Genomic DNA, 19,202 nt, shown 5'->3' on the forward strand with positions numbered 1-19,202 from the left:
GCTGTTGTAAGCATTTGAGAGACTCGAACACATCGTTTCGTTTATCCTTATTACGGAGGATAAACACGACGTGTCGTTTCAATTTTCAGCTTGTTCCGGATTGTTAAAGAGCAAATATCTCAAACGTAGCTCGTAAGCCAGTTTTGAGATACTTTGTGGAGACACCTTTCACCTGTCACCAAGCAAGTGGCGTCCCCTAGGGGATTCGAACCCCTGTTGCCGCCGTGAAAGGGCGGAGTCCTAACCGCTAGACGAAGGGGACACGGATAGTGTCACGACTTCGCAGCCGTCTTGCTCTAACGTTTCTATCAGACAATCTGTGTGAGCACTGCGCGGGAAGGTATCTTCAGGTAAGGAGGTGATCCAACCGCAGGTTCCCCTACGGTTACCTTGTTACGACTTCACCCCAGTCATGAATCACAAAGTGGTAAGCGCCCTCCCGAAGGTTAAGCTACCTACTTCTTTTGCAACCCACTCCCATGGTGTGACGGGCGGTGTGTACAAGGCCCGGGAACGTATTCACCGTGGCATTCTGATCCACGATTACTAGCGATTCCGACTTCACGGAGTCGAGTTGCAGACTCCGATCCGGACTACGACGCACTTTATGAGGTCCGCTTGCTCTCGCGAGGTCGCTTCTCTTTGTATGCGCCATTGTAGCACGTGTGTAGCCCTACTCGTAAGGGCCATGATGACTTGACGTCATCCCCACCTTCCTCCGGTTTATCACCGGCAGTCTCCTTTGAGTTCCCACCATTACGTGCTGGCAACAAAGGATAAGGGTTGCGCTCGTTGCGGGACTTAACCCAACATTTCACAACACGAGCTGACGACAGCCATGCAGCACCTGTCTCAGAGTTCCCGAAGGCACCAATCCATCTCTGGAAAGTTCTCTGGATGTCAAGAGTAGGTAAGGTTCTTCGCGTTGCATCGAATTAAACCACATGCTCCACCGCTTGTGCGGGCCCCCGTCAATTCATTTGAGTTTTAACCTTGCGGCCGTACTCCCCAGGCGGTCGACTTAACGCGTTAGCTCCGGAAGCCACTCCTCAAGGGAACAACCTCCAAGTCGACATCGTTTACGGCGTGGACTACCAGGGTATCTAATCCTGTTTGCTCCCCACGCTTTCGCACCTGAGCGTCAGTCTTTGTCCAGGGGGCCGCCTTCGCCACCGGTATTCCTCCAGATCTCTACGCATTTCACCGCTACACCTGGAATTCTACCCCCCTCTACAAGACTCTAGCCTGCCAGTTTCAAATGCAGTTCCCAGGTTAAGCCCGGGGATTTCACATCTGACTTGACAGACCGCCTGCGTGCGCTTTACGCCCAGTAATTCCGATTAACGCTTGCACCCTCCGTATTACCGCGGCTGCTGGCACGGAGTTAGCCGGTGCTTCTTCTGCGGGTAACGTCAATCGACAAGGTTATTAACCTTATCGCCTTCCTCCCCGCTGAAAGTACTTTACAACCCGAAGGCCTTCTTCATACACGCGGCATGGCTGCATCAGGCTTGCGCCCATTGTGCAATATTCCCCACTGCTGCCTCCCGTAGGAGTCTGGACCGTGTCTCAGTTCCAGTGTGGCTGGTCATCCTCTCAGACCAGCTAGGGATCGTCGCCTAGGTGAGCCATTACCCCACCTACTAGCTAATCCCATCTGGGTTCATCTGACAGCGAGAGGCCCGAAGGTCCCCCTCTTTGCTCTTGCGAGGTTATGCGGTATTAGCTACCGTTTCCAGTAGTTATCCCCCTCTGTCAGGCAGATCCCCAGACATTACTCACCCGTCCGCCACTCGTCACCCAAGAGCAAGCTCTCTGTGCTACCGTTCGACTTGCATGTGTTAGGCCTGCCGCCAGCGTTCAATCTGAGCCATGATCAAACTCTTCAATTAAAAGTTCGATTTGCTGCAACAAGTGCAGCGATGCTCAAGTGTAAAACGTCATAATGAATTTTCATTATGTGTTCACTCTTAAGACTTGATATTTTTTGACACCCGAAGGTGTCTGATATCAATCCTGCGAGTGCCCACACAGATTGTCTGATAAATTGTTAAAGAGCGTTGCGGGAAGTAGCTGAGCTACCCTGCCGCGAGGTGGCGTATATTACGCTTTCCTCCTTCAGAGTCAACTTCTTTTTGGGAAGTTTTTCTCCGGCGATTCAGCTTCCTGAACCTCCTGAACCGGCGGGCTGTAAGCCGTTGTGCCGTCTCAGTGGTTGCGCATTATAGGGAGTTCTCGCCGGCTGACAACCCCTAATTGCAAAAAAGTTCTCAACCGCTCAAAAACCAACCTCAACCATCCAAAAACTACACATTTCGCCCTCTTTTTAAACAAAAATGGGCCCGAAGGCCCATTTAAATACGTTTCATCTGTTATTGCTGAGCAACAATGACGCCATCCTGGACGGTCATTTCAATCATTTTTCCTGGAACAAGAGTTCCGGAAAGTATCTGTTGCGCCAGCGGGTTCTCAATTTGCTGCTGAATAGCGCGTTTCAGCGGTCTTGCACCGTAAACCGGGTCATAACCATTTTCGCCAAGCAGCTGCAATGCCTCATCAGAGATATGCAGCTGATAGCCACGATCGGCCAGGCGATCGTACAACCGCTGCAGCTGGATTTTGGCGATTGAAGCAATGTGTTTCTCGCCTAACGGATGGAAGACCACCAGCTCGTCAATACGGTTAATGAACTCCGGACGGAAATGGTGCCCCACAACCGTCATCACCACATCTTTCATTTCAGGGTAGCTGAGTTCGCCAAAACGCTCCTGAATCAGATCGGATCCAAGGTTAGACGTCATAATGACGACGGTATTACGGAAATCTACCGTTCTGCCCTGCCCATCCGTCAGGCGACCGTCATCCAGAACCTGTAAAAGGATATTAAATACGTCCGGATGTGCCTTCTCGACTTCATCCAACAGGATCACAGAATAAGGACGACGACGAACCGCTTCGGTCAGATACCCCCCTTCTTCATAACCTACATAGCCAGGAGGTGCGCCAACCAAACGCGATACCGAGTGTTTCTCCATAAACTCGGACATATCAAGACGGACCATTGCGTCATCGCTGTCGAACATAAAGTTAGCCAGCGCTTTGCAAAGTTCGGTCTTACCCACCCCCGTAGGGCCAAGGAACAGGAAGGAACCGATCGGTCGGTTAGGATCCGCGAGGCCCGCACGGCTACGCCGTATAGCATTAGACACCGCCTCGACGGCTTCATTCTGCCCAATAACGCGCTGATGAAGTTCCTGTTCCATTCGCAACAGCTTATCGCGCTCGCCTTCCATCATGCGATCGACCGGGATACCGGTCCAACGCGCCAGCACATCTGCAATTTCAACGTCGGTTACGCGATTACGTAACAGCCGCATGGTTTTGCCTTCCGACTGCGTGGCTGAAGCCAGCTGTTTCTCCAGTTCAGGAATTTTGCCGTATTGTAACTCTGACATCTGCGCGAGATCGCCGGAGCGTCGCGCTTGCTCAAGAGAAAGCTTAGCCTGCTCAAGTTCCGCTTTAATTGTCTGAGTGCCGGACAGCGACGCTTTTTCCGCTTTCCACTCCTCTTCCAGCTCAGAGTAGTCGCGCTCTTTCTGATTCAGTTCATCTTCCAGCATTTCCAGGCGTTTGATGCTGGCATCGTCAGACTCTTTTTTCAGTGCCTGCTGTTCCAGCTTCAACTGAATGATGCGACGCTCAAGGCGATCTAAAGATTCCGGCTTAGAGTCAATCTGCATACGAATACTGGAAGCCGCTTCATCAATCAGGTCAATGGCTTTGTCAGGCAGCTGGCGATCCGCAATGTAACGATGGGACAGCGTAGCTGCGGCCACGATTGCTGGATCGGTAATCTGTACATGGTGATGCAGCTCGTAGCGTTCTTTTAACCCGCGCAGGATAGCAATGGTATCTTCGACGCTGGGTTCAGCGACGAATACTTTCTGGAAACGACGCTCAAGCGCGGCATCCTTCTCTATATACTGACGATACTCATCCAGCGTTGTGGCACCCACACAGTGCAGTTCACCACGAGCCAGTGCGGGTTTAAGCATGTTTCCGGCATCCATGGCGCCGTCCGCTTTACCCGCGCCGACCATGGTATGGAGCTCATCGATAAAGAGGATGACGTTGCCTTCCTGCTTTGACAGGTCGTTCAATACGGCTTTCAGCCGCTCTTCGAACTCGCCACGATATTTTGCACCCGCCACCAGTGCGCCCATATCCAGTGCAAGCACCCGGCGCCCTTTCAGCCCTTCTGGCACTTCACCGTTAATGATTCGCTGCGCCAGACCTTCTACAATGGCGGTTTTACCGACGCCGGGCTCACCGATAAGCACCGGATTGTTTTTCGTACGGCGCTGAAGAACCTGAATAGTGCGGCGAATTTCTTCGTCACGCCCTATCACCGGGTCGAGTTTGCCTTTTTCTGCCCGTTCGGTCAGATCGATAGTGTATTTGTTCAGTGCCTGACGCTGATCTTCAGCCCCTTGGTCGTTCACGGTTTCGCCTCCACGCATCTGGTCAATCGCTCTGGTCAGCTTATCGCTGGTTGCGCCAGCAGATTTTAGTAAATCCGCCAGTGAGCCCCGCGAGTCGAGAGCGGCAAGAACAAACAATTCGGATGAGATAAAGTTGTCGGCGCGCTTTTGCGCCAGTTTGTCACAGAGATTGAGTACGCGGACAAGATCCGCTGAAGGTTGTACATCGCCATCCGTTCCTTCCACCTGCGGCAAACGACTGATGGACTGTTCCACGGCGGCGCGCAGCGCAGCGACATCCACGCCAGCGGTAGTAAGTAAAGGACGAACGGAACCGCCTTCCTGATTGAGCAGGGCGCTCATCAGATGAAGAGGTTCTATAAATTGGTTATCGCGCCCGAGCGCTAAAGACTGGGCATCAGCCAGAGCAAGCTGGAATTTATTAGTAAGACGATCCAGACGCATAATTCCCCCATTCAGGTCAAATTGCTACTGGAGATTAAATGAGGTCTTCCCTCAAATTTTCAAGTTTAATGACCCGAATATTTTGGCGAAAAATACATCAATCTGGACCGTCTTATGGCGACAGGTTATATCAGCCAGATCAAACTTGCCATACGGCCGGTAACGCCATCGCGCCGGAAAGAGAAAAATTGCTCAGGTTGAGAAACGGTACAAATGCCGCCACCCGAGATGTGGCGCACTCCTCTGGCCGCCAGACGACGGTGAGCAAGCTGCCAAATGTCGGCATAATATTTTTCACCAGCCGGACGAAAAGCGGCGGAAGTGGTTAAATCCTGAGCTAAAAAGGCGGCACGAACTTCCGGGCCGACCTCAAAAGCTTCAGGGCCAATGGCAGGACCAAGCCATGCAACAATCTCCTGCGGCGGAGAAATAAAAGCATCAAGCGTCGCTTCAAGCACACCCGCGCAAAGTCCTCGCCAGCCAGCGTGAGCGGCAGCAACTTCCTTACCGTCCAGCGAACTGAACAAAACGGGCAAACAGTCAGCGGTCATTGCCGCGCAAACCACGCCAGGCTTGCGGGTATAAGCCGCGTCGGCCTGAAGAGATTGCGGCTTTTCCCCTGTGAGATGCAAAACGCGCGTGCCGTGTACCTGTTCAAGCCAGACCGGCATAGTGGGCATTTCGGCCAGCTCAACCAGCCGCTCACGGTTACGTTGCACATGCTCAGGTTTATCGCCAACGTGCGCGCCGAGATTCAGGGAATCCCAGGGCGCGTGGCTGACGCCATTAAGACGCGTCGTACTGCATGCCCGCACGTTGGCGGGCGCATTCCACTGAGGGAGAAGCAGGCTCATTACCAGTCCATCTGATCTTTGAACTCTTCGGTATCCGCTTTCAGCGCGGCGATCAGTTCAACCATATCCTGCGGCAGCGGCGCGTGCCATTCCATTTCAATACCGGTAATCGGATGGTACAGACGCAGCATGGTGGCATGCAGGGCCTGACGATCGAATTTACGCAGCACAGAGATAAAGGAATCGGAGGCACCCTTAGGCGGGCGTGGACGACCACCGTACAGCGGATCGCCCACCAGCGGATGGTTGATATGCGACATATGCACACGGATTTGGTGAGTACGACCCGTTTCGAGGCGCAAGCGCATCCGCGTGTGAGCACGGAAATGCTCCATGATGCGATAGTGCGTTGTGGCCGGTTTACCCATCGGATGAACCGCCATATGAGTACGTTTGGTGGAGTGACGACTAATAGGTTCATCAACCGTACCACCAGCCGTCATTCTGCCGATCGCTACCGCCTCGTACTCACGGGTAATTTCTCTGAGCTGTAGGGATTCCACCAGATGCGTCTGAGCGGGTACCGTTTTCGCCACGACCATCAGCCCGGTGGTATCTTTGTCCAGACGATGGACAATACCGGCCCGGGGAACGTCGGCAATGGCCGGGAAGTGATGCAGCAGTGCATTCAGCACCGTTCCATCAGGATTGCCCGCGCCCGGATGGACGACCAGATCGCGAGGTTTGTTGATTACCAGAATGTAGTCATCTTCATAAACGATGTTTAGGGGGATGTCCTGGGCTTCCCAGCGAGCTTCTTCTTCAATCTCTGCATCGATAGCGATTTGTTCGCCGCCAAGCACTTTTTCTTTAGGTTTGTCGATGATTACGCCATTAACGCTGGCGCGACGGTCGAGAATCCACTCTTTTATGCGCGATCTTGAATAATCAGGGAACAATTCGGCCAAAGCCTGATCTAAGCGTTGTCCGAGTTGCGATTCGGATACCGTTGCGTTGAGTTTTACTTGTTGTGCCATAAACAGCTTCTTCGTTAACGTTGGGTTTTCACGGCGATGCCGTTTAATATAATGTGCTATTGTACCTGGTCACTATCGGGAGCTACATGGACAGCTTCCTGAATAACACTCTGAGGATAATCAAATCGTCATGACGCGTATGAAATATCTGGTGGCTGCAGCCACGTTGAGCCTGGCATTAGCGGGTTGTTCCGGCTCGAAGGATACGGTGCCCGATAGCCCGCCTTCTGAGATCTATGCCACAGCCCAGCAAAAACTGCAGGACGGTAACTTTAAAGGAGCAATAACGCAACTGGAAGCGCTTGATAACCGCTATCCGTTCGGGCCTTACTCCCAGCAAGTTCAGCTAGACCTGATCTACGCTTACTACAAAAATGCCGATTTGCCGCTGGCGCAGGCCGCGATTGACCGCTTTATGCGTCTGAATCCAACCCACCCGAATATTGATTACGTGATTTATATGCGTGGTCTGACGGACATGGCGCTTGATGACAGCGCACTGCAGGGCTTTTTCGGCATTGACCGTTCGGATCGCGATCCTTCACATGCGCGCGATGCCTTCCATGATTTCTCACAGCTGCTGCGCGGTTATCCAAACAGTCAGTATGCTACCGATGCCAGAAAGCGTCTGGTCTATCTGAAAGACCGTCTGGCGAAGTATGAGTTATCCGTTGCCCAATTCTACACTAAGCGCGAAGCTTATGTCGCAGTAGTTAATCGGGTTGAGCAAATGATGAAAGATTATCCGGATACGCAGGCGACCCGCACGGCACTGCCGCTGATGGAAAATGCTTACCGTCATCTGCAGCTGAATGCAGAAGCAGATAAAGTAGCAAAAATCATCGCAGCGAATCAGGCGTAATGTTGTAAACGAAAAATGGCAGCCGGTGGCTGCCATTTTTTTCCTCAGAACGAACATTCGGACTAAATCCTTCCTGAGTTAACCCACCTATACTGCCTGCGAAATTCCCCCTCGGCAAGGCTTCGCTTTCGGTTAATCACGCCATCTCACAGATTTTTCATTCTTGACAAAAAGTGACAAAATAAGGTGATGTAAATCACACATAACCCCTTTTTCCAGGGTATGCTGAATCTACATTCGACGGAAATGATTAGAGGTAAGCACTATGGTTCTGAACATTACCAGCAAGCACATGGAAATCACTCCGGCTATCCGCCAACATGTCGAAGACCGTCTCGCCAAGCTCGAAAAATGGCAAACTCATCTGATAAATCCCCATATCGTTCTTTCAAAGGAGCCGAAGGAATTCGTTGCCGATGCGACCATCAATACGCCCAACGGCCCTCTGGTGGCCAGTGCGAAGCACATTGATATGTATACGGCCATAAACGACCTGATCAACAAGCTGGAGCGCCAGCTGAATAAAGTTCAGCACAAAGGCGAGGCGCGCCGCGCCAATGCCAGTGTGAAAGACCTTAGCGTCATCGATCAGGAATAAGCTTTAAAAGATGATAACGCGCCTCAGGGCGCGTTTTTTATTGACAGAAAGAATTTGCAGCGGTTACTTTAACCCTCTGACAAACGTGGACACTCGTATGAAACAACTACCGTTCTTCTTCGCATTCTTTTTTACCTTCCCCTGACTGGGAGGCTTTTCGTCGTGTAAGAAAGAATGCGAAGACGAACAACAAAGCCTCCCAAGCGGGAGGCTTTTTTTTTATGCATATCTGACAGGTATTCCTATGAACTCTGAGAACCCCTTGCTGGGACTGCGCGGAAAAATCAGCGCGCTGGATGAAGAACTGCTGAGCTTGCTGGCAAAACGCCGGGCGCTGGCGGTTGAAGTTGCCACGGCGAAAATGGCTACCCATCGCCCTGTTCGCGACATCGACCGCGAGCGTGACCTGCTGGAGCACCTCGTTACGCTAGGTAAAGAACACAAGCTGGATGCCCACTACATCACTCGCCTGTTCCAGCTCGTTATTGAAGACTCCGTACTCACCCAACAGGCGCTACTGCAAAAACACCTCAATAATACCAACGCCCAGTCAGCACGAATCGCCTTCCTCGGCCCTAAAGGTTCCTATTCACATCTGGCATCACGTCATTATGCGGCGCGCCATTTTGATAATTTTATTGAGTGTGGCTGCCTGAAGTTTCGCGATATCTTTGCTCAGGTGGAAACCGGTCAGGCTGACTATGCCGTGCTGCCGATTGAAAACACCAGTTCGGGATCAATTAATGACGTCTACGACCTTTTACAACAAACCAGCCTGTCCATTGTCGGAGAATTAACGCTTCCTATCGATCACTGCGTGCTGGTCTCGGGCAGCACCGATCTACAGCAGATTGAAACGGTTTACAGTCATCCACAGCCTTTCCAGCAGTGCAGCCAGTTTATTCATCGCTATCCTCACTGGAAGATTGAATATACTGAAAGCACTGCCGCAGCGATGGAACAGGTGGCAGCGCTCAACTCACCAAAAGTGGCGGCGCTGGGCAGCCAGGCCGGCGGCGAATTGTATAGCTTGCAGGTACTGGAACGTAATCTGGCGAACCAGCAGCAGAATATTACCCGTTTTATCGTTCTTGCTCGTAAACCTGTCGACGTCACTCTTCAGGTTCCGGCCAAAACCACGCTTATTATGGCAACGGGCCAACAGGCTGGGGCTTTGGTCGAAGCGTTGCTGGTGTTGCGTAAGCACAACCTGCCGATGAGTAAGCTTGAGTCCCGCCCCATTAACGGCAATCCATGGGAAGAGATGTTCTACATTGATTTCCAGGGCAACCTGCGTTCGGAAGAGGTCCAGCAGGCGCTGCGCGAACTGGCTCCAATCGCTCGCTCCTTAAAAGTACTCGGCTGCTATCCAGGTGAAAACGTTATTCCTGTCGTACCAGAATAAATTTTCCCGGCCGCCGGTCACGGCGGCTCATTCTCACCTCCCCTGCAAACTCTTTATTGCAAGCTACTCCTGCCTTACCCCATCAGGATCATTTACCGCGAACACCCTATCGCTATATCATGCTTTATACAGCGATTTTGAGGTGAATTTATGTTCTTTCCTTTCCGTACCGTTTCCTTGCTTTGCGCCCTGACACTTCTGCCCTTTTCCGCGCTGGCAAACCGTCAGATTACCGATCAGCTGGGACGGCATGTCACTCTTCCCGATCGGGTTGATCGGGTCGTCGTACTGCAACATCAGACGCTGAATCTCCTGGTGCAGCTGGATGCAACGAATACCATGGTTGGTATCCTTGATAACTGGAAACAGCAGCTGGGCGATGGCTATCAGCGGCTGGTCCCGCAGCTTTCCAGCTTGCCCACGCTTGGCGATTTAACTCATGTCGATTTAGAGAAGCTGGTAGCGCTACATCCACAGGTGGTCTTTGTTACCAACTATGCTCCTCAGGAGATGATTGACCAGATACAGAAGCTTGGCATTGCCGTTATTGCGATTTCTCTACGTGCTGGCGATGAAAAACAGCAAAATCGCCTTAATCCTCAGCTGGTTGATGAGGAGCAGGCCTATAACGAAGGTCTGAAAGAAGGTATCCGTCTGATTGGCACAGTGGTCAACCACCAGCAGCAAGCTGAAAAGCTGATTGACGCTACGTTCACTCAGCGTCAACAAACCCGCCAACGGTTGACGGAAATCCCCCCGGCGCAGCGTATTCGCGTTTATATGGCTAACCCCGATCTCACGACTTATGGATCGGGTAAATATACCGGTTTGATGATGGCGCATGCGGGCGCGATGAACGTCGCGGCAGCCACGGTCAAAGGCTACAAGCAGGTTTCAATGGAACAGATCCTGGCATGGGATCCGCAGGTGATATTTGTACAGGATCGTTATCCGCAAGTTATCGATGAAATCAAGCAGCAGCCCGCCTGGCAAGCCGTTGATGCGGTAAAAAATCATCGAGTTTATCTGATGCCTGAATATGCCAAAGCCTGGGGCTATCCTATGCCGGAAGCGATGGCGCTGGGCGAGCTCTGGATGGCGAAAAAGCTTTATCCGCAAAAATTCAACGATATTGATATGCAGCAAAAAGCCGACAGCTGGTATCAACGTTTCTATCGCACCCAATATGTGGGTAATAACTAAAAGTGCCCCGGGGGAAAAGCTTTTGAACAGTATACGTGTCCTGGCGGCAGGAAGTTTGCGCCTGGTTTGGCCCGAACTGATTGCTGCTTTCAAAGCACATCAGCGAATGAATGTTGAAACTGAGTTTGGCCCTGCCGGACTTCTGTGCCAGCGTATTCAGCAGGGCGAAACCTGCCATCTCTTTGCCTCGGCAAATGCAGCCCATCCGCAAACCCTGCTGACTTCCGGCAAGGCGCTCAGTGTCGCTGTTTTTACGCATAATCAGCTATGCCTTAGTGTGAAAACGGCGCTGATTTCTGCCTCTGCCGACTGGCTGGCCTTGCTCACCGATCCGTCGTTGCGCGTTGCAACCTCCACGCCACAAAGCGACCCTTCTGGTGATTATACGTGGCAACTTTTCGATCTGATTGAGCAGCACTACGCTGGGAGGGGAAACGCGCTAAAGGATCGGGCTTTACAGCTGGTTGGCGGACCGAAAAGCCCTGTTGTACCTGCGGGAGAAATGGCAGCGAGCTGGCTGCTGGAGAACGATCGGGCCGATATCTTTATTGGCTATCGCAATTATGCAGCGCGCTTAAAAAATCTTAAAACGCTTACCGTGCTGGATATTCCCTCGCCCTTTCAGGTTCAGGCTGATTACGCGCTGGCGATTTGTCAGGCTGAAGCCCAGCCGCTGGCCGATTTTTTATTAACCGCTCAGGCAAAAAGGATTTTACAACAGGCGGGTTTCAGTTGTTAAACCGCCTGCTGCACTACGGCTCGGTAAAAGAGGAAAAAGGCCGTCACCGGCCTGTGAACTATTTGCGGTTGTCATTCGCCTGACGCAGCAGCGTACGGCTTTCCAGCATGAACTGCTGAGCGTGATCGCCAAACCAGCGTTTAACATTACGGAAGCTGTCAATAAACGCCTGCTTGTCACCCTGCTCCAGCAGGCCGATCGCTTCGCCAAAACGCTGATAATAACGTTTGATCAGCGCCAGATTGCTCTCCGAAGACATAATGATATCCGCATAGAGCTGAGGATCCTGCGCAAACAGCCGGCCAACCATAGCCAGCTCAAGCCGATAGATCGGCGATGAAAGCGCCAGCAGCTGATCGAGGTTAACATTCTCTTCCGCCAGATGCAGACCATATGCGAACGTCGCGAAGTGGCGCAGCGCCTGGATGAAAGCCATGTTCTGATCGTGTTCCACCGCGCTGATACGATGCAGCCGCGCGCCCCAGACCTGAATCTGTTCAAGGAACCACTGATAGGCTTCCGGCTGACGGCCATCGCACCAGACCACCACCTGCTTCGCCAGGCTGCCGCTATCCGGCCCAAACATGGGATGCAGACCCAGTACCGGACCGTTGTGCACGGCCAGCATAGCCTGTAACGGACTGTTTTTGACTGACGCTAAATCGACCAGGATACAGTCTTCCGGTAACGGCGGCAGACCGGCAATCACTTTTTCCGTCAGATGAATCGGGACGCTGATAATCACCATTCCGGCATTCGCCAGCATGCTGTCAGCCTGTGCCCAGTCTTCTTTATCGAGAATTTTTACCTGATAGCCAGAGAGCGTCAGCATTTTTTCAAACAGGCGACCCATTTGTCCCCGGCCACCGACAATCACCACTGGCCGCAGCTGCGGACACAGCGTTTTGAAGCCTTTATCATTTTCGCTGGTATAGGATTCGCGCATCACGCGACGCAGGATGTCTTCAATCAAGTCCGGTGGTACACCAAGCTGCTCAGCTTCTTTGCGCCGCGACTCCAGCATAGAAGCTTCGCGCTCGGGCACGTAAATCGGTAATCCGTACCGGCTTTTCACCTCGCCAACTTCAGCGACGAGGCTTAGCCGTTTGGCCAGCAGATCGAGCAGCGCTTTATCAACTTCATCTATTTGATCGCGAAGCGCGGTCAGTTCAGCCACCATAATTAGTCCTCATGCGACAGACGCGCCGTCAGCACCCCGTCCAGGTTCTGATGAATTTCTCGCAGCAGCGTTTCGGTCGTTTCCCAGTTGATGCAGGCATCGGTAACGGAAACGCCATAGCGCATTTCACTTTTCGGCTGCTCAGAAGACTGGTTGCCCTCATGTAAATGGCTTTCCAGCATCAGACCCATAATAGAACGGTTGCCATCTTTGATCTGCGCAACCGCAGATTCAGCCACGCCGGACTGACGACGGAAATCTTTGTTAGAATTGCCATGACTGCAATCTATCATCAGTGATGGGCGGAGTCCCGCCTGTAACATCTCTTTTTCGCACTGGGCGACATCTTCCGGGCCGTAATTAGGGCTTTTTCCGCCGCGCAGGATCACATGTCCGTCCGGATTGCCCTGCGTTTGCAGCAGGCAAACCTGGCCGCTCTGATTGATGCCGACAAAACGATGCGGCATTGCTGCGGCGCGCATGGCGTTGATAGCCGTACCCAGACTCCCGTCGGTGCCATTTTTAAAGCCGACCGGCATCGATAAACCTGAAGCCATCTCGCGGTGAGTCTGTGATTCAGTGGTACGCGCACCGATCGCTGACCAGCTGAACAGATCGCCAAGGTATTGCGGGCTGTTCGGATCCAGCGCTTCTGTTGCCAGCGGCAGGCCCATTTCAACTAATTCCAGCAGCAGGCGACGCGCAATATGCAGACCGGCTTCCATATCGAAAGAGTTATCCATGTACGGATCGTTAATCAACCCTTTCCAGCCAACGGTTGTACGAGGTTTTTCAAAATAGACGCGCATAACGATGTAGAGCTGATCCTTCAGCTGCTCAGAGAGTGTTTTCAGGTGACGGGCGTAATCCAGAGCGGCTTCGGTATCGTGAATTGAACAGGGACCGCAAACCACCAGCAGGCGGTGATCTTTGCCGCTGATAATGTCAGAGATCGTCTGACGTGAAGCGGTGATTTGCGATTCAAGCGCAGCATTGAGCGGAAACTGTTTTTTCAGCTCTTCCGGAGTAATCAAAATCTGTTCTTCGGCAATATGAACGTTATTCAGCGCGTCTTTTTGCATGGTGGTCATCCTGTTTCTCTCGTTATGCGTAAGTCAGCCCTCGCAAGGTGATGAATAATGTATCAGATCCGGTACAGAACTCAATCCGCCATGTACACTTTTATTACCACAGAGATTAAACAAGCAGAAAAAATAAATATTTATTATAAAAATCAAAATATTAAACAAATATAGCGAAATATCACTCACAATCAAAATGTATCATTAAGTTTACAGATTGTTTTGCAATCGACTCTCTATACGGAAATTTTAGAAGTTATGTCTTATGAGGCACTGCTGGTGTAAACGGCATCATCCCTATTCCGAGAGTACCAAACGTAAGTAACGCGGTGGCAGCATGGGTGTGCGTATAAAGCTGACCGAACAGGACCGATCCTGCCACCTGACCGACAGCGAGCATTAAGAAAACCTGCCCCACACCTGAAGCCGGATCGCTTTCGTTAGCTGAAATGCCCCACACCAGCAAAACGCCAGAAAGAATAATGTAGCCAGCACCGCACATGGCGGCAGCAGGGTAGAACCATCCCGACGGCTCATTTTTTAGTGCCAGAACCACAAGCGGCAGAACCATAAGTAATAAAGCGCCGCGGTAAACCAGATTCATGCCAATCCTCTTCGCCACTGGCCCGGTCAGTACGCCTGAAATCCCCGCTCCGCCCGCGATCATCCACAGCCAGCTAATGGTTTGCGCATCCACGCCAGCGTGCTGTTGTAAAATCTGCGGACCAAAACTCCACCAGGCCGCGCTGATTATTCCACTGGCAAAAGCAATAGCCATAAGCCGCATCATGGCCGGGGCGGGCACTCGCCACCTGCTGCTGTTAGTTTGTACCGGGCTTGTTACTTTGTCAGCGGGCAGGTAACGCAGGACCGGCAACAGGCATACCAGCGCAATCGTGCCGAATACCAGGCAAGCGGCCCGCCAGCCGCCGGGGAGCAAAAGCAGAATGGGTACGGAGAGGATAATCCCGGCGCCGGTGCCGGCGTTAATGAAGGTATTGATTTGCGACTGCCGCTCTGCAGCGATCAGCTGGTTAACGGCAACCGCGAGAGAAGGAGAAGCCATGCCCGGGCTCAGACCAGCAACAGACAGCCCTACTGCAAGCATTAAGGGACTGAAGGAAAAAGCCAGTATTAGCAGACCGGCAGCTGCTAAAAAAGCTGCCGCTGCCGCCAACCCACGTGAGCCAAAATGCTTTATCAAAACCGGCGTGCTGATAATTGCCAGACAATAGGCAGCAAAACTACAGGCGGAGATCGCTCCCGCCGTACCGGTACTGAAAGGAATTTCCTTTATCAGCGCAGGCAACATCAGTCCCCAGGAAAATCTGGCCATTCCATAGGTAACGGCAATTAACGAGAAACCTGTGATACTCAGCGCCCGGGAAGTATTCACTGTTTTTGACCGCAGGTTGCCAGAAGTTTTTTCGCCGCCTCTCCTGCATAAATCGCCGCTTGTGGACCCAATATCAGCGCTGAGGTAATGGCTCCTTCAAACAGCATCCACACCGCATCGGAAAGCGCTTCACCCGCAGAGTGTCGAAGACAGGAGGAGATGTATTCGCGCTGCCTGTAACGGTAATCAAGCGCCAGCGCCGCCAGATGCCGATCTTCTTCAGCATATTCGCCCCACGCTTTCAGGAACAGACATCCTAACGGGCCATTCTCCTGCATCCATTCGCTCTGAACCTCGAACAGCCGGGTGATGGCCTCGGAATGTTCCGGAGGAAGCAGTGCGGCAAAAAAGCGCGCTTGCCGCGCGGCCAACACCGCTTCAGTCAGCACTTCCCGCGAGGGGAAATAACGGTACAGCGTTCGGGTTGATACGCCCGCTTCACTACAGATGCGATCCGTGCTGGTCGCATGAAACCCGTTGATATAGAACAGCCGCTCTGCGGCCTGGATGATGTCATCTTTTTTATTCATCCTTAAAAAGTAAACCGATCGTTTTACTTTTGCAAATGTATCGGCGGCAAAAAATGCTCTTTTGGGCGATAAACACGCTCATTAATTTTTTCTGTCAGATTTATGATTAAGATAAATAACGAAAAATCATGGAGTTCACTATGAAAGTCATTTTACGCCCTTACGCTGACCCGGATGCACAGGCGTTTTCCGACGCGGTTCGTGACTCGCTGGACACGCTTCAGCCATGGTTGCTCTGGGCGCATGAAGGGTTTAGTGAAGAAGAAGCGCGCAAATGGTTCGCTGCCACCCACATGCTGCGCGAAAAAGGAGAAGCGAACGAACTTGGGCTGTTTGCTGAAGATGGCCGTTTACTGGGAGGCGCAGGCCTGCGTTACTCCAGCGGTCAACTCAATCACTGCTCAATTGGCTATTGGGTACGTAGTAGCGAACAGGGCCAGGGTATAGCCTCCCAGGCCGTTCGTTATCTGGTCGACATGGCATGGCAAAGCCCGGAAAGGGAAATTGTGGAAATCCTGGCCGTGGAAGGAAATACCGCCAGCCGCCGTGTTGCGGAAAAATGTGGCGCCAAATTTATTGGCATACAATATGGCCTGATTGTATTAGACAGTGGTCCGGTGAATACCGCGATCTATCATTTCCACCGACCGTCGCCACATTAACAGTCTGCATAAGCACTCTGAGCCAGTTTGATTATTACCGCTTCTGAGCCTCTTTTATCTGAACAGGAAATAGAAATGAACAAGCCCGCCCGCATTGCCCTTGTTGGTGATTATCGTCCTGAAGCTGTTGCTCATCAGGCCATTCCGCCTGCTGTCAAACTGGCCGCTGCTTCACTGGATATTCCAGTGACCGCAGAATGGCTCCCCACCGAAACCGTGACCAGCCCTGCCATATTTGAAAATTTTGACGCCATCTGGGTAGTACCCGGCAGTCCTTATAAAAACGATCATGGTGCGTATATGGCAATTACTTACGCACGTGAAAACAATATCCCGTTTCTGGGTTCATGCGGCGGCTTTCAGTATGCGGTCATTGAATATGCCCGCAGCGTAATGGGCTGGCACGATGCCATTCATGCAGAAACGGATACTAAAGGGCGCGTGGTGATTGCGCCGTTAAGCTGCTCTCTTGTGGAAAAAACCGGTGATATCGTTATCGCGCCTGATTCGGTGATTGCCAAAGCCTATGGCAGTCTGCAAACACATGAAGGTTATCACTGCAACTTCGGCGTAAACCCGGAATTTGTCGCCGAACTGGAAGGATTCCCCCTTCAGATTACCGCCTGGGATAGCGAAGGTGATGTACGCGGTATTGAGTTACCGGATCATAAATATTTTGTCGCCACGCTGTTCCAGTCAGAGCGGGCTGCCCTGCGCAATACGCTTTCACCGCTGGTGGTGGAGCTGATCAAAGCGGCATACCGCTAAACTTTTGGCAGAGCGCCAGGAATACAGGCACGTTATAAAATAACGCCCTGCCGCAGGCAGGGTTTTACGGACCTTCAGCTCGCCTGGGTTTGTATTACTCTTTTAAAGCAGCATTTACGTTGCCAATCGCTTCGACCACCTGAGAAGCATTCAGCTGGATGTCGGCAACCACCTTCCCCGCTTTCTGCGCCAGGGTGACGCCTTGTTCTGCCCTGTTTCGACTGGCTTCGATATTTTTTAACGCCTGGTTCGCTAACGTATGGTTGTCCCGAACCACGCCTTCAATTTCCTGCGTGGCGCGATTGATATTGGCGGCCAACGTTCTGACTTCACTAGCAACGACGGCAAAACTGCGCCCATGCGTACCGGCTCGGGCCGCTTCTACAGCAGCATTCAGCGCCAGCAGGTTGGTCTGATCGGCAATACTGCGAATTGTTTCCACTCTTTCACTGATATGGAGAGACTGCGTATTCAGGTTGGTGATTTCTCCGGTAACGGTTTGCAGCTCAGCGGCAATAGCATTCATTACCGTTACGCTGCCCTCGATTACCGTTGCCCCGGTACGTGTATTTTCCTGAGTATCAATTGCGGCGTGCCAGGCATGTTGTGCCGCGTCGCGCTCCTGCTGATTTTTGATTACCTGGGCCGTAACGTCACTGGCAAACTTCACAACCTTGTAAGGCTGGTTATTTTCATCAAACACCGGATTGTAAGTTGCCCGCAGCCAGACCGTTTCTCCACGCTTATTGATGCGCTCAAACTGACCAGATATAAAATCGCCGTGCTTCAGACGCGCCCAAAACTGCCTGTATTCCGTGCTGTTACGTATTTCCTCAGAACAGAACATCCGGTGATGACGTCCGGTAATCTCTTCGGGCGTATAGCCCATGACGCTGAAGAAATTATCGTTAGCTTTAATTATTTCACCTTCCGGCGTAAAGGTGATTACCGCCATGGAGCGTTCCATTGCGGTAGTCATCGCACGCTGTTCCATCGCATCTTCAATATGCGAAGTAATATCTGAAGCCAGCTTCACAATTTTAACTACCCGACCCTGCCGATTTTTTACCGGAATGTAGTGTGCTTCCAGCCATACCGGCGTGCCGCTTTTCGTCAGCCGCATAAATTTATCGCTGAAGCTTTCTCCTTTGCCCAAACGTCGCCAGAAATGCGCATATCCGGCCGAAGCAGGCCATTCAGGAGAGCAGAAGATGCGATGATGCTGCCCAACAATTTCTTTCAGACCGTAACCCATTGCACTAAGAAACAGGGGGTTGGCTGAAAGAATAGTGCCGTCAGGCTTGAATTCGATACAGGCCACGGCGCGTTGTAAAGAGCGGAGCGTGTCCGCCGCATAACGCTTAACGAAAAAGGATTTAATATGACTGAACATAATTGAGCGCCCACTCTTATGATTATTGTAGTGAGTATCGGCACGCTTTTAAGTTGATTTAATTTATAAATGTTATTACTTCAATCGGTACTACCTTTTACGCAGCTCTTAACTGGATGTATTAGCGAAGTCAGAAGCGGGAAAAAACGAGTTTTGCTTATCGCGGGCGCGAACCGCTAAGCCCGCGAAAAAGACATAAAAAAAGGGCCGACCTTTCGGTCAGCCCTTTATTCACTATTAACTTAGGATGCTGCTTTAGCGCCCAGACGTTCTTTGATACGTGCAGACTTACCGGTACGCTCACGCAGGTAGTACAGTTTGGCCTTACGTACGGCACCACGGCGTTTAACAGCAATGCTGTCGATAACTGGTGAGTGAGTCTGGAATACACGCTCAACACCTTCGCCGTTAGAAATTTTACGAACAGTGAATGCAGAGTGCAGACCGCGGTTACGAATAGCGATAACCACGCCCTCGAATGCCTGCAGACGTTTTTTAGAACCTTCAACGACCCATACTTTCACTTCCACGGAATCACCCGGACGGAATGAAGGTACGTCCTGTTTCATCTGCTCTTGTTCGATTTGCTTGATAATGTTGCTCATAA

At 51.8% G+C, this 19,202-nt stretch carries 17 protein-coding genes, 1 tRNA gene, 1 rRNA gene and 1 other annotated feature; of the genes, 8 read left to right on the forward strand and 11 right to left on the reverse strand.

All coding sequences use genetic code 11. The annotated features are described in order from the left end of the window. Positions 1-187 precede the first annotated feature (187 nt). From AAGQ96_RS16525 to rluD, 5 genes are all read right to left on the reverse strand, one after another. Positions 188-262, reverse strand: a tRNA-Glu gene (locus AAGQ96_RS16525). A gap of 89 nt (positions 263-351) precedes the next feature. After that, a 16S ribosomal RNA gene (locus AAGQ96_RS16530) occupies positions 352-1,892 on the reverse strand. A 480-nt stretch (positions 1,893-2,372) separates the two neighbouring features. Then, positions 2,373-4,946: an ATP-dependent chaperone ClpB gene (gene clpB, locus AAGQ96_RS16535; RefSeq protein WP_147199463.1), complete on the reverse strand. Its 2,574-nt coding sequence runs from the start codon at positions 4,944-4,946 to the stop codon at positions 2,373-2,375. 125 nt (positions 4,947-5,071) lie between these two features. Then, positions 5,072-5,800 carry a purine nucleoside phosphorylase YfiH gene (gene yfiH / locus AAGQ96_RS16540; RefSeq protein WP_342754082.1) on the reverse strand — a complete coding sequence of 243 codons (729 nt, stop codon included), beginning with the start codon at positions 5,798-5,800 and terminating at the stop codon, positions 5,072-5,074. Beyond that, positions 5,800-6,777, reverse strand: a complete 978-nt coding sequence (rluD, locus tag AAGQ96_RS16545) for a 23S rRNA pseudouridine(1911/1915/1917) synthase RluD (protein ID WP_147199467.1) — start codon at positions 6,775-6,777, stop codon at positions 5,800-5,802. Before rluD ends, yfiH begins: the two co-directional genes overlap by 1 nt. Positions 6,778-6,907: 130 nt before the next feature. Here rluD and bamD point away from each other — a divergent pair, with 130 nt between their 5' ends. The 6 genes from bamD (at position 6,908) to AAGQ96_RS16575 (ending at position 11,584) form a co-directional block, all read left to right on the forward strand. Beyond that, complete coding sequence (gene bamD, locus AAGQ96_RS16550) at positions 6,908-7,639, forward strand: outer membrane protein assembly factor BamD (protein WP_147199469.1); 732 nt, start codon at positions 6,908-6,910, stop codon at positions 7,637-7,639. A gap of 265 nt (positions 7,640-7,904) precedes the next feature. Next, positions 7,905-8,237 carry a ribosome-associated translation inhibitor RaiA gene (gene raiA, locus AAGQ96_RS16555; RefSeq protein ID WP_147199471.1) on the forward strand — a complete coding sequence of 111 codons (333 nt, stop codon included), beginning with the start codon at positions 7,905-7,907 and terminating at the stop codon, positions 8,235-8,237. 96 nt (positions 8,238-8,333) lie between these two features. Then, positions 8,334-8,458: a sequence feature (Phe leader region), on the forward strand. Continuing rightward, positions 8,335-8,382, forward strand: coding sequence for a pheA operon leader peptide PheL (pheL, locus tag AAGQ96_RS16560; protein ID WP_125294913.1), 48 nt, complete (start codon positions 8,335-8,337; stop codon positions 8,380-8,382). It overlaps the preceding feature by 48 nt. Positions 8,459-8,481: 23 nt before the next feature. After that, the gene (gene pheA, locus AAGQ96_RS16565; RefSeq protein ID WP_147199474.1) at positions 8,482-9,642 is read left to right on the forward strand and encodes a bifunctional chorismate mutase/prephenate dehydratase; all 1,161 of its coding nucleotides are present in this window, start codon (positions 8,482-8,484) and stop codon (positions 9,640-9,642) included. Positions 9,643-9,792: 150 nt separating this feature from the next. Beyond that, positions 9,793-10,845, forward strand: a complete 1,053-nt coding sequence (locus tag AAGQ96_RS16570) for an ABC transporter substrate-binding protein (protein WP_147199476.1) — start codon at positions 9,793-9,795, stop codon at positions 10,843-10,845. A 22-nt stretch (positions 10,846-10,867) separates the two neighbouring features. After that, entirely contained in the window at positions 10,868-11,584 is a 717-nt protein-coding gene (locus AAGQ96_RS16575; protein ID WP_342754083.1) for a molybdate ABC transporter substrate-binding protein, read from the forward strand. Between the two features lie 58 nt (positions 11,585-11,642). Here the strand turns inward: AAGQ96_RS16575 and tyrA are convergent, their stop codons facing one another. The 4 genes from tyrA to AAGQ96_RS16595 form a co-directional block, all read right to left on the reverse strand. Then, a complete protein-coding gene (gene tyrA, locus AAGQ96_RS16580) occupies positions 11,643-12,764 on the reverse strand; it encodes a bifunctional chorismate mutase/prephenate dehydrogenase (protein WP_342754084.1) in 1,122 nt (373 codons plus the stop codon). A gap of 2 nt (positions 12,765-12,766) precedes the next feature. Beyond that, entirely contained in the window at positions 12,767-13,846 is a 1,080-nt protein-coding gene (locus AAGQ96_RS16585; protein ID WP_147199480.1) for a 3-deoxy-7-phosphoheptulonate synthase, read from the reverse strand. Between the two features lie 256 nt (positions 13,847-14,102). Further along, positions 14,103-15,242, reverse strand: coding sequence for an MFS transporter (locus AAGQ96_RS16590; RefSeq protein ID WP_342754085.1), 1,140 nt, complete (start codon positions 15,240-15,242; stop codon positions 14,103-14,105). Then, positions 15,239-15,772, reverse strand: coding sequence for a TetR/AcrR family transcriptional regulator (locus tag AAGQ96_RS16595; RefSeq protein ID WP_342754086.1), 534 nt, complete (start codon positions 15,770-15,772; stop codon positions 15,239-15,241). Before AAGQ96_RS16595 ends, AAGQ96_RS16590 begins: the two co-directional genes overlap by 4 nt. A gap of 140 nt (positions 15,773-15,912) precedes the next feature. Here AAGQ96_RS16595 and AAGQ96_RS16600 point away from each other — a divergent pair, with 140 nt between their 5' ends. Beyond that, entirely contained in the window at positions 15,913-16,434 is a 522-nt protein-coding gene (locus AAGQ96_RS16600) for a GNAT family N-acetyltransferase (RefSeq protein ID WP_147199486.1), read from the forward strand. A 75-nt stretch (positions 16,435-16,509) separates the two neighbouring features. Beyond that, positions 16,510-17,202, forward strand: a complete 693-nt coding sequence (locus AAGQ96_RS16605; protein WP_342754087.1) for a CTP synthase — start codon at positions 16,510-16,512, stop codon at positions 17,200-17,202. A gap of 94 nt (positions 17,203-17,296) precedes the next feature. On the opposite strand, the gene AAGQ96_RS16610 is transcribed toward AAGQ96_RS16605, so the two are convergent. Both AAGQ96_RS16610 and rplS read right to left on the reverse strand, forming a co-directional pair. Continuing rightward, positions 17,297-18,595, reverse strand: coding sequence for a PAS domain-containing methyl-accepting chemotaxis protein (locus AAGQ96_RS16610; protein ID WP_342754088.1), 1,299 nt, complete (start codon positions 18,593-18,595; stop codon positions 17,297-17,299). Between the two features lie 242 nt (positions 18,596-18,837). After that, positions 18,838-19,200, reverse strand: a complete 363-nt coding sequence (rplS, locus tag AAGQ96_RS16615; RefSeq protein ID WP_024965502.1) for a 50S ribosomal protein L19 — start codon at positions 19,198-19,200, stop codon at positions 18,838-18,840. Positions 19,201-19,202: the final 2 nt, after the last annotated feature.

The organism is Pantoea sp. MBD-2R (assembly GCF_039134845.1).
Classification (GTDB): domain Bacteria; phylum Pseudomonadota; class Gammaproteobacteria; order Enterobacterales; family Enterobacteriaceae; genus Erwinia.

Excerpts from the sequence above, each read along its gene's own strand:
- yfiH (WP_342754082.1), bottom strand. The coding sequence starts at position 5,800 with ATGAGCCTGCTTCTCCCTCAGTGGAATGCGCCCGCCAACGTGCGGGCA.
- AAGQ96_RS16595 (WP_342754086.1), bottom strand. The coding sequence starts at position 15,772 with ATGAATAAAAAAGATGACATCATCCAGGCCGCAGAGCGGCTGTTCTAT.
- rplS (WP_024965502.1), bottom strand. The coding sequence starts at position 19,200 with ATGAGCAACATTATCAAGCAAATCGAACAAGAGCAGATGAAACAGGAC.
- AAGQ96_RS16600 (WP_147199486.1), top strand. The coding sequence starts at position 15,913 with ATGAAAGTCATTTTACGCCCTTACGCTGACCCGGATGCACAGGCGTTT.
- AAGQ96_RS16570 (WP_147199476.1), top strand. The coding sequence starts at position 9,793 with ATGTTCTTTCCTTTCCGTACCGTTTCCTTGCTTTGCGCCCTGACACTT.
- tyrA (WP_342754084.1), bottom strand. The coding sequence starts at position 12,764 with ATGGTGGCTGAACTGACCGCGCTTCGCGATCAAATAGATGAAGTTGAT.
- bamD (WP_147199469.1), top strand. The coding sequence starts at position 6,908 with ATGACGCGTATGAAATATCTGGTGGCTGCAGCCACGTTGAGCCTGGCA.
- AAGQ96_RS16585 (WP_147199480.1), bottom strand. The coding sequence starts at position 13,846 with ATGCAAAAAGACGCGCTGAATAACGTTCATATTGCCGAAGAACAGATT.
- raiA (WP_147199471.1), top strand. The coding sequence starts at position 7,905 with ATGGTTCTGAACATTACCAGCAAGCACATGGAAATCACTCCGGCTATC.
- pheA (WP_147199474.1), top strand. The coding sequence starts at position 8,482 with ATGAACTCTGAGAACCCCTTGCTGGGACTGCGCGGAAAAATCAGCGCG.
- rluD (WP_147199467.1), bottom strand. The coding sequence starts at position 6,777 with ATGGCACAACAAGTAAAACTCAACGCAACGGTATCCGAATCGCAACTC.
- AAGQ96_RS16610 (WP_342754088.1), bottom strand. The coding sequence starts at position 18,595 with ATGTTCAGTCATATTAAATCCTTTTTCGTTAAGCGTTATGCGGCGGAC.
- clpB (WP_147199463.1), bottom strand. The coding sequence starts at position 4,946 with ATGCGTCTGGATCGTCTTACTAATAAATTCCAGCTTGCTCTGGCTGAT.
- AAGQ96_RS16605 (WP_342754087.1), top strand. The coding sequence starts at position 16,510 with ATGAACAAGCCCGCCCGCATTGCCCTTGTTGGTGATTATCGTCCTGAA.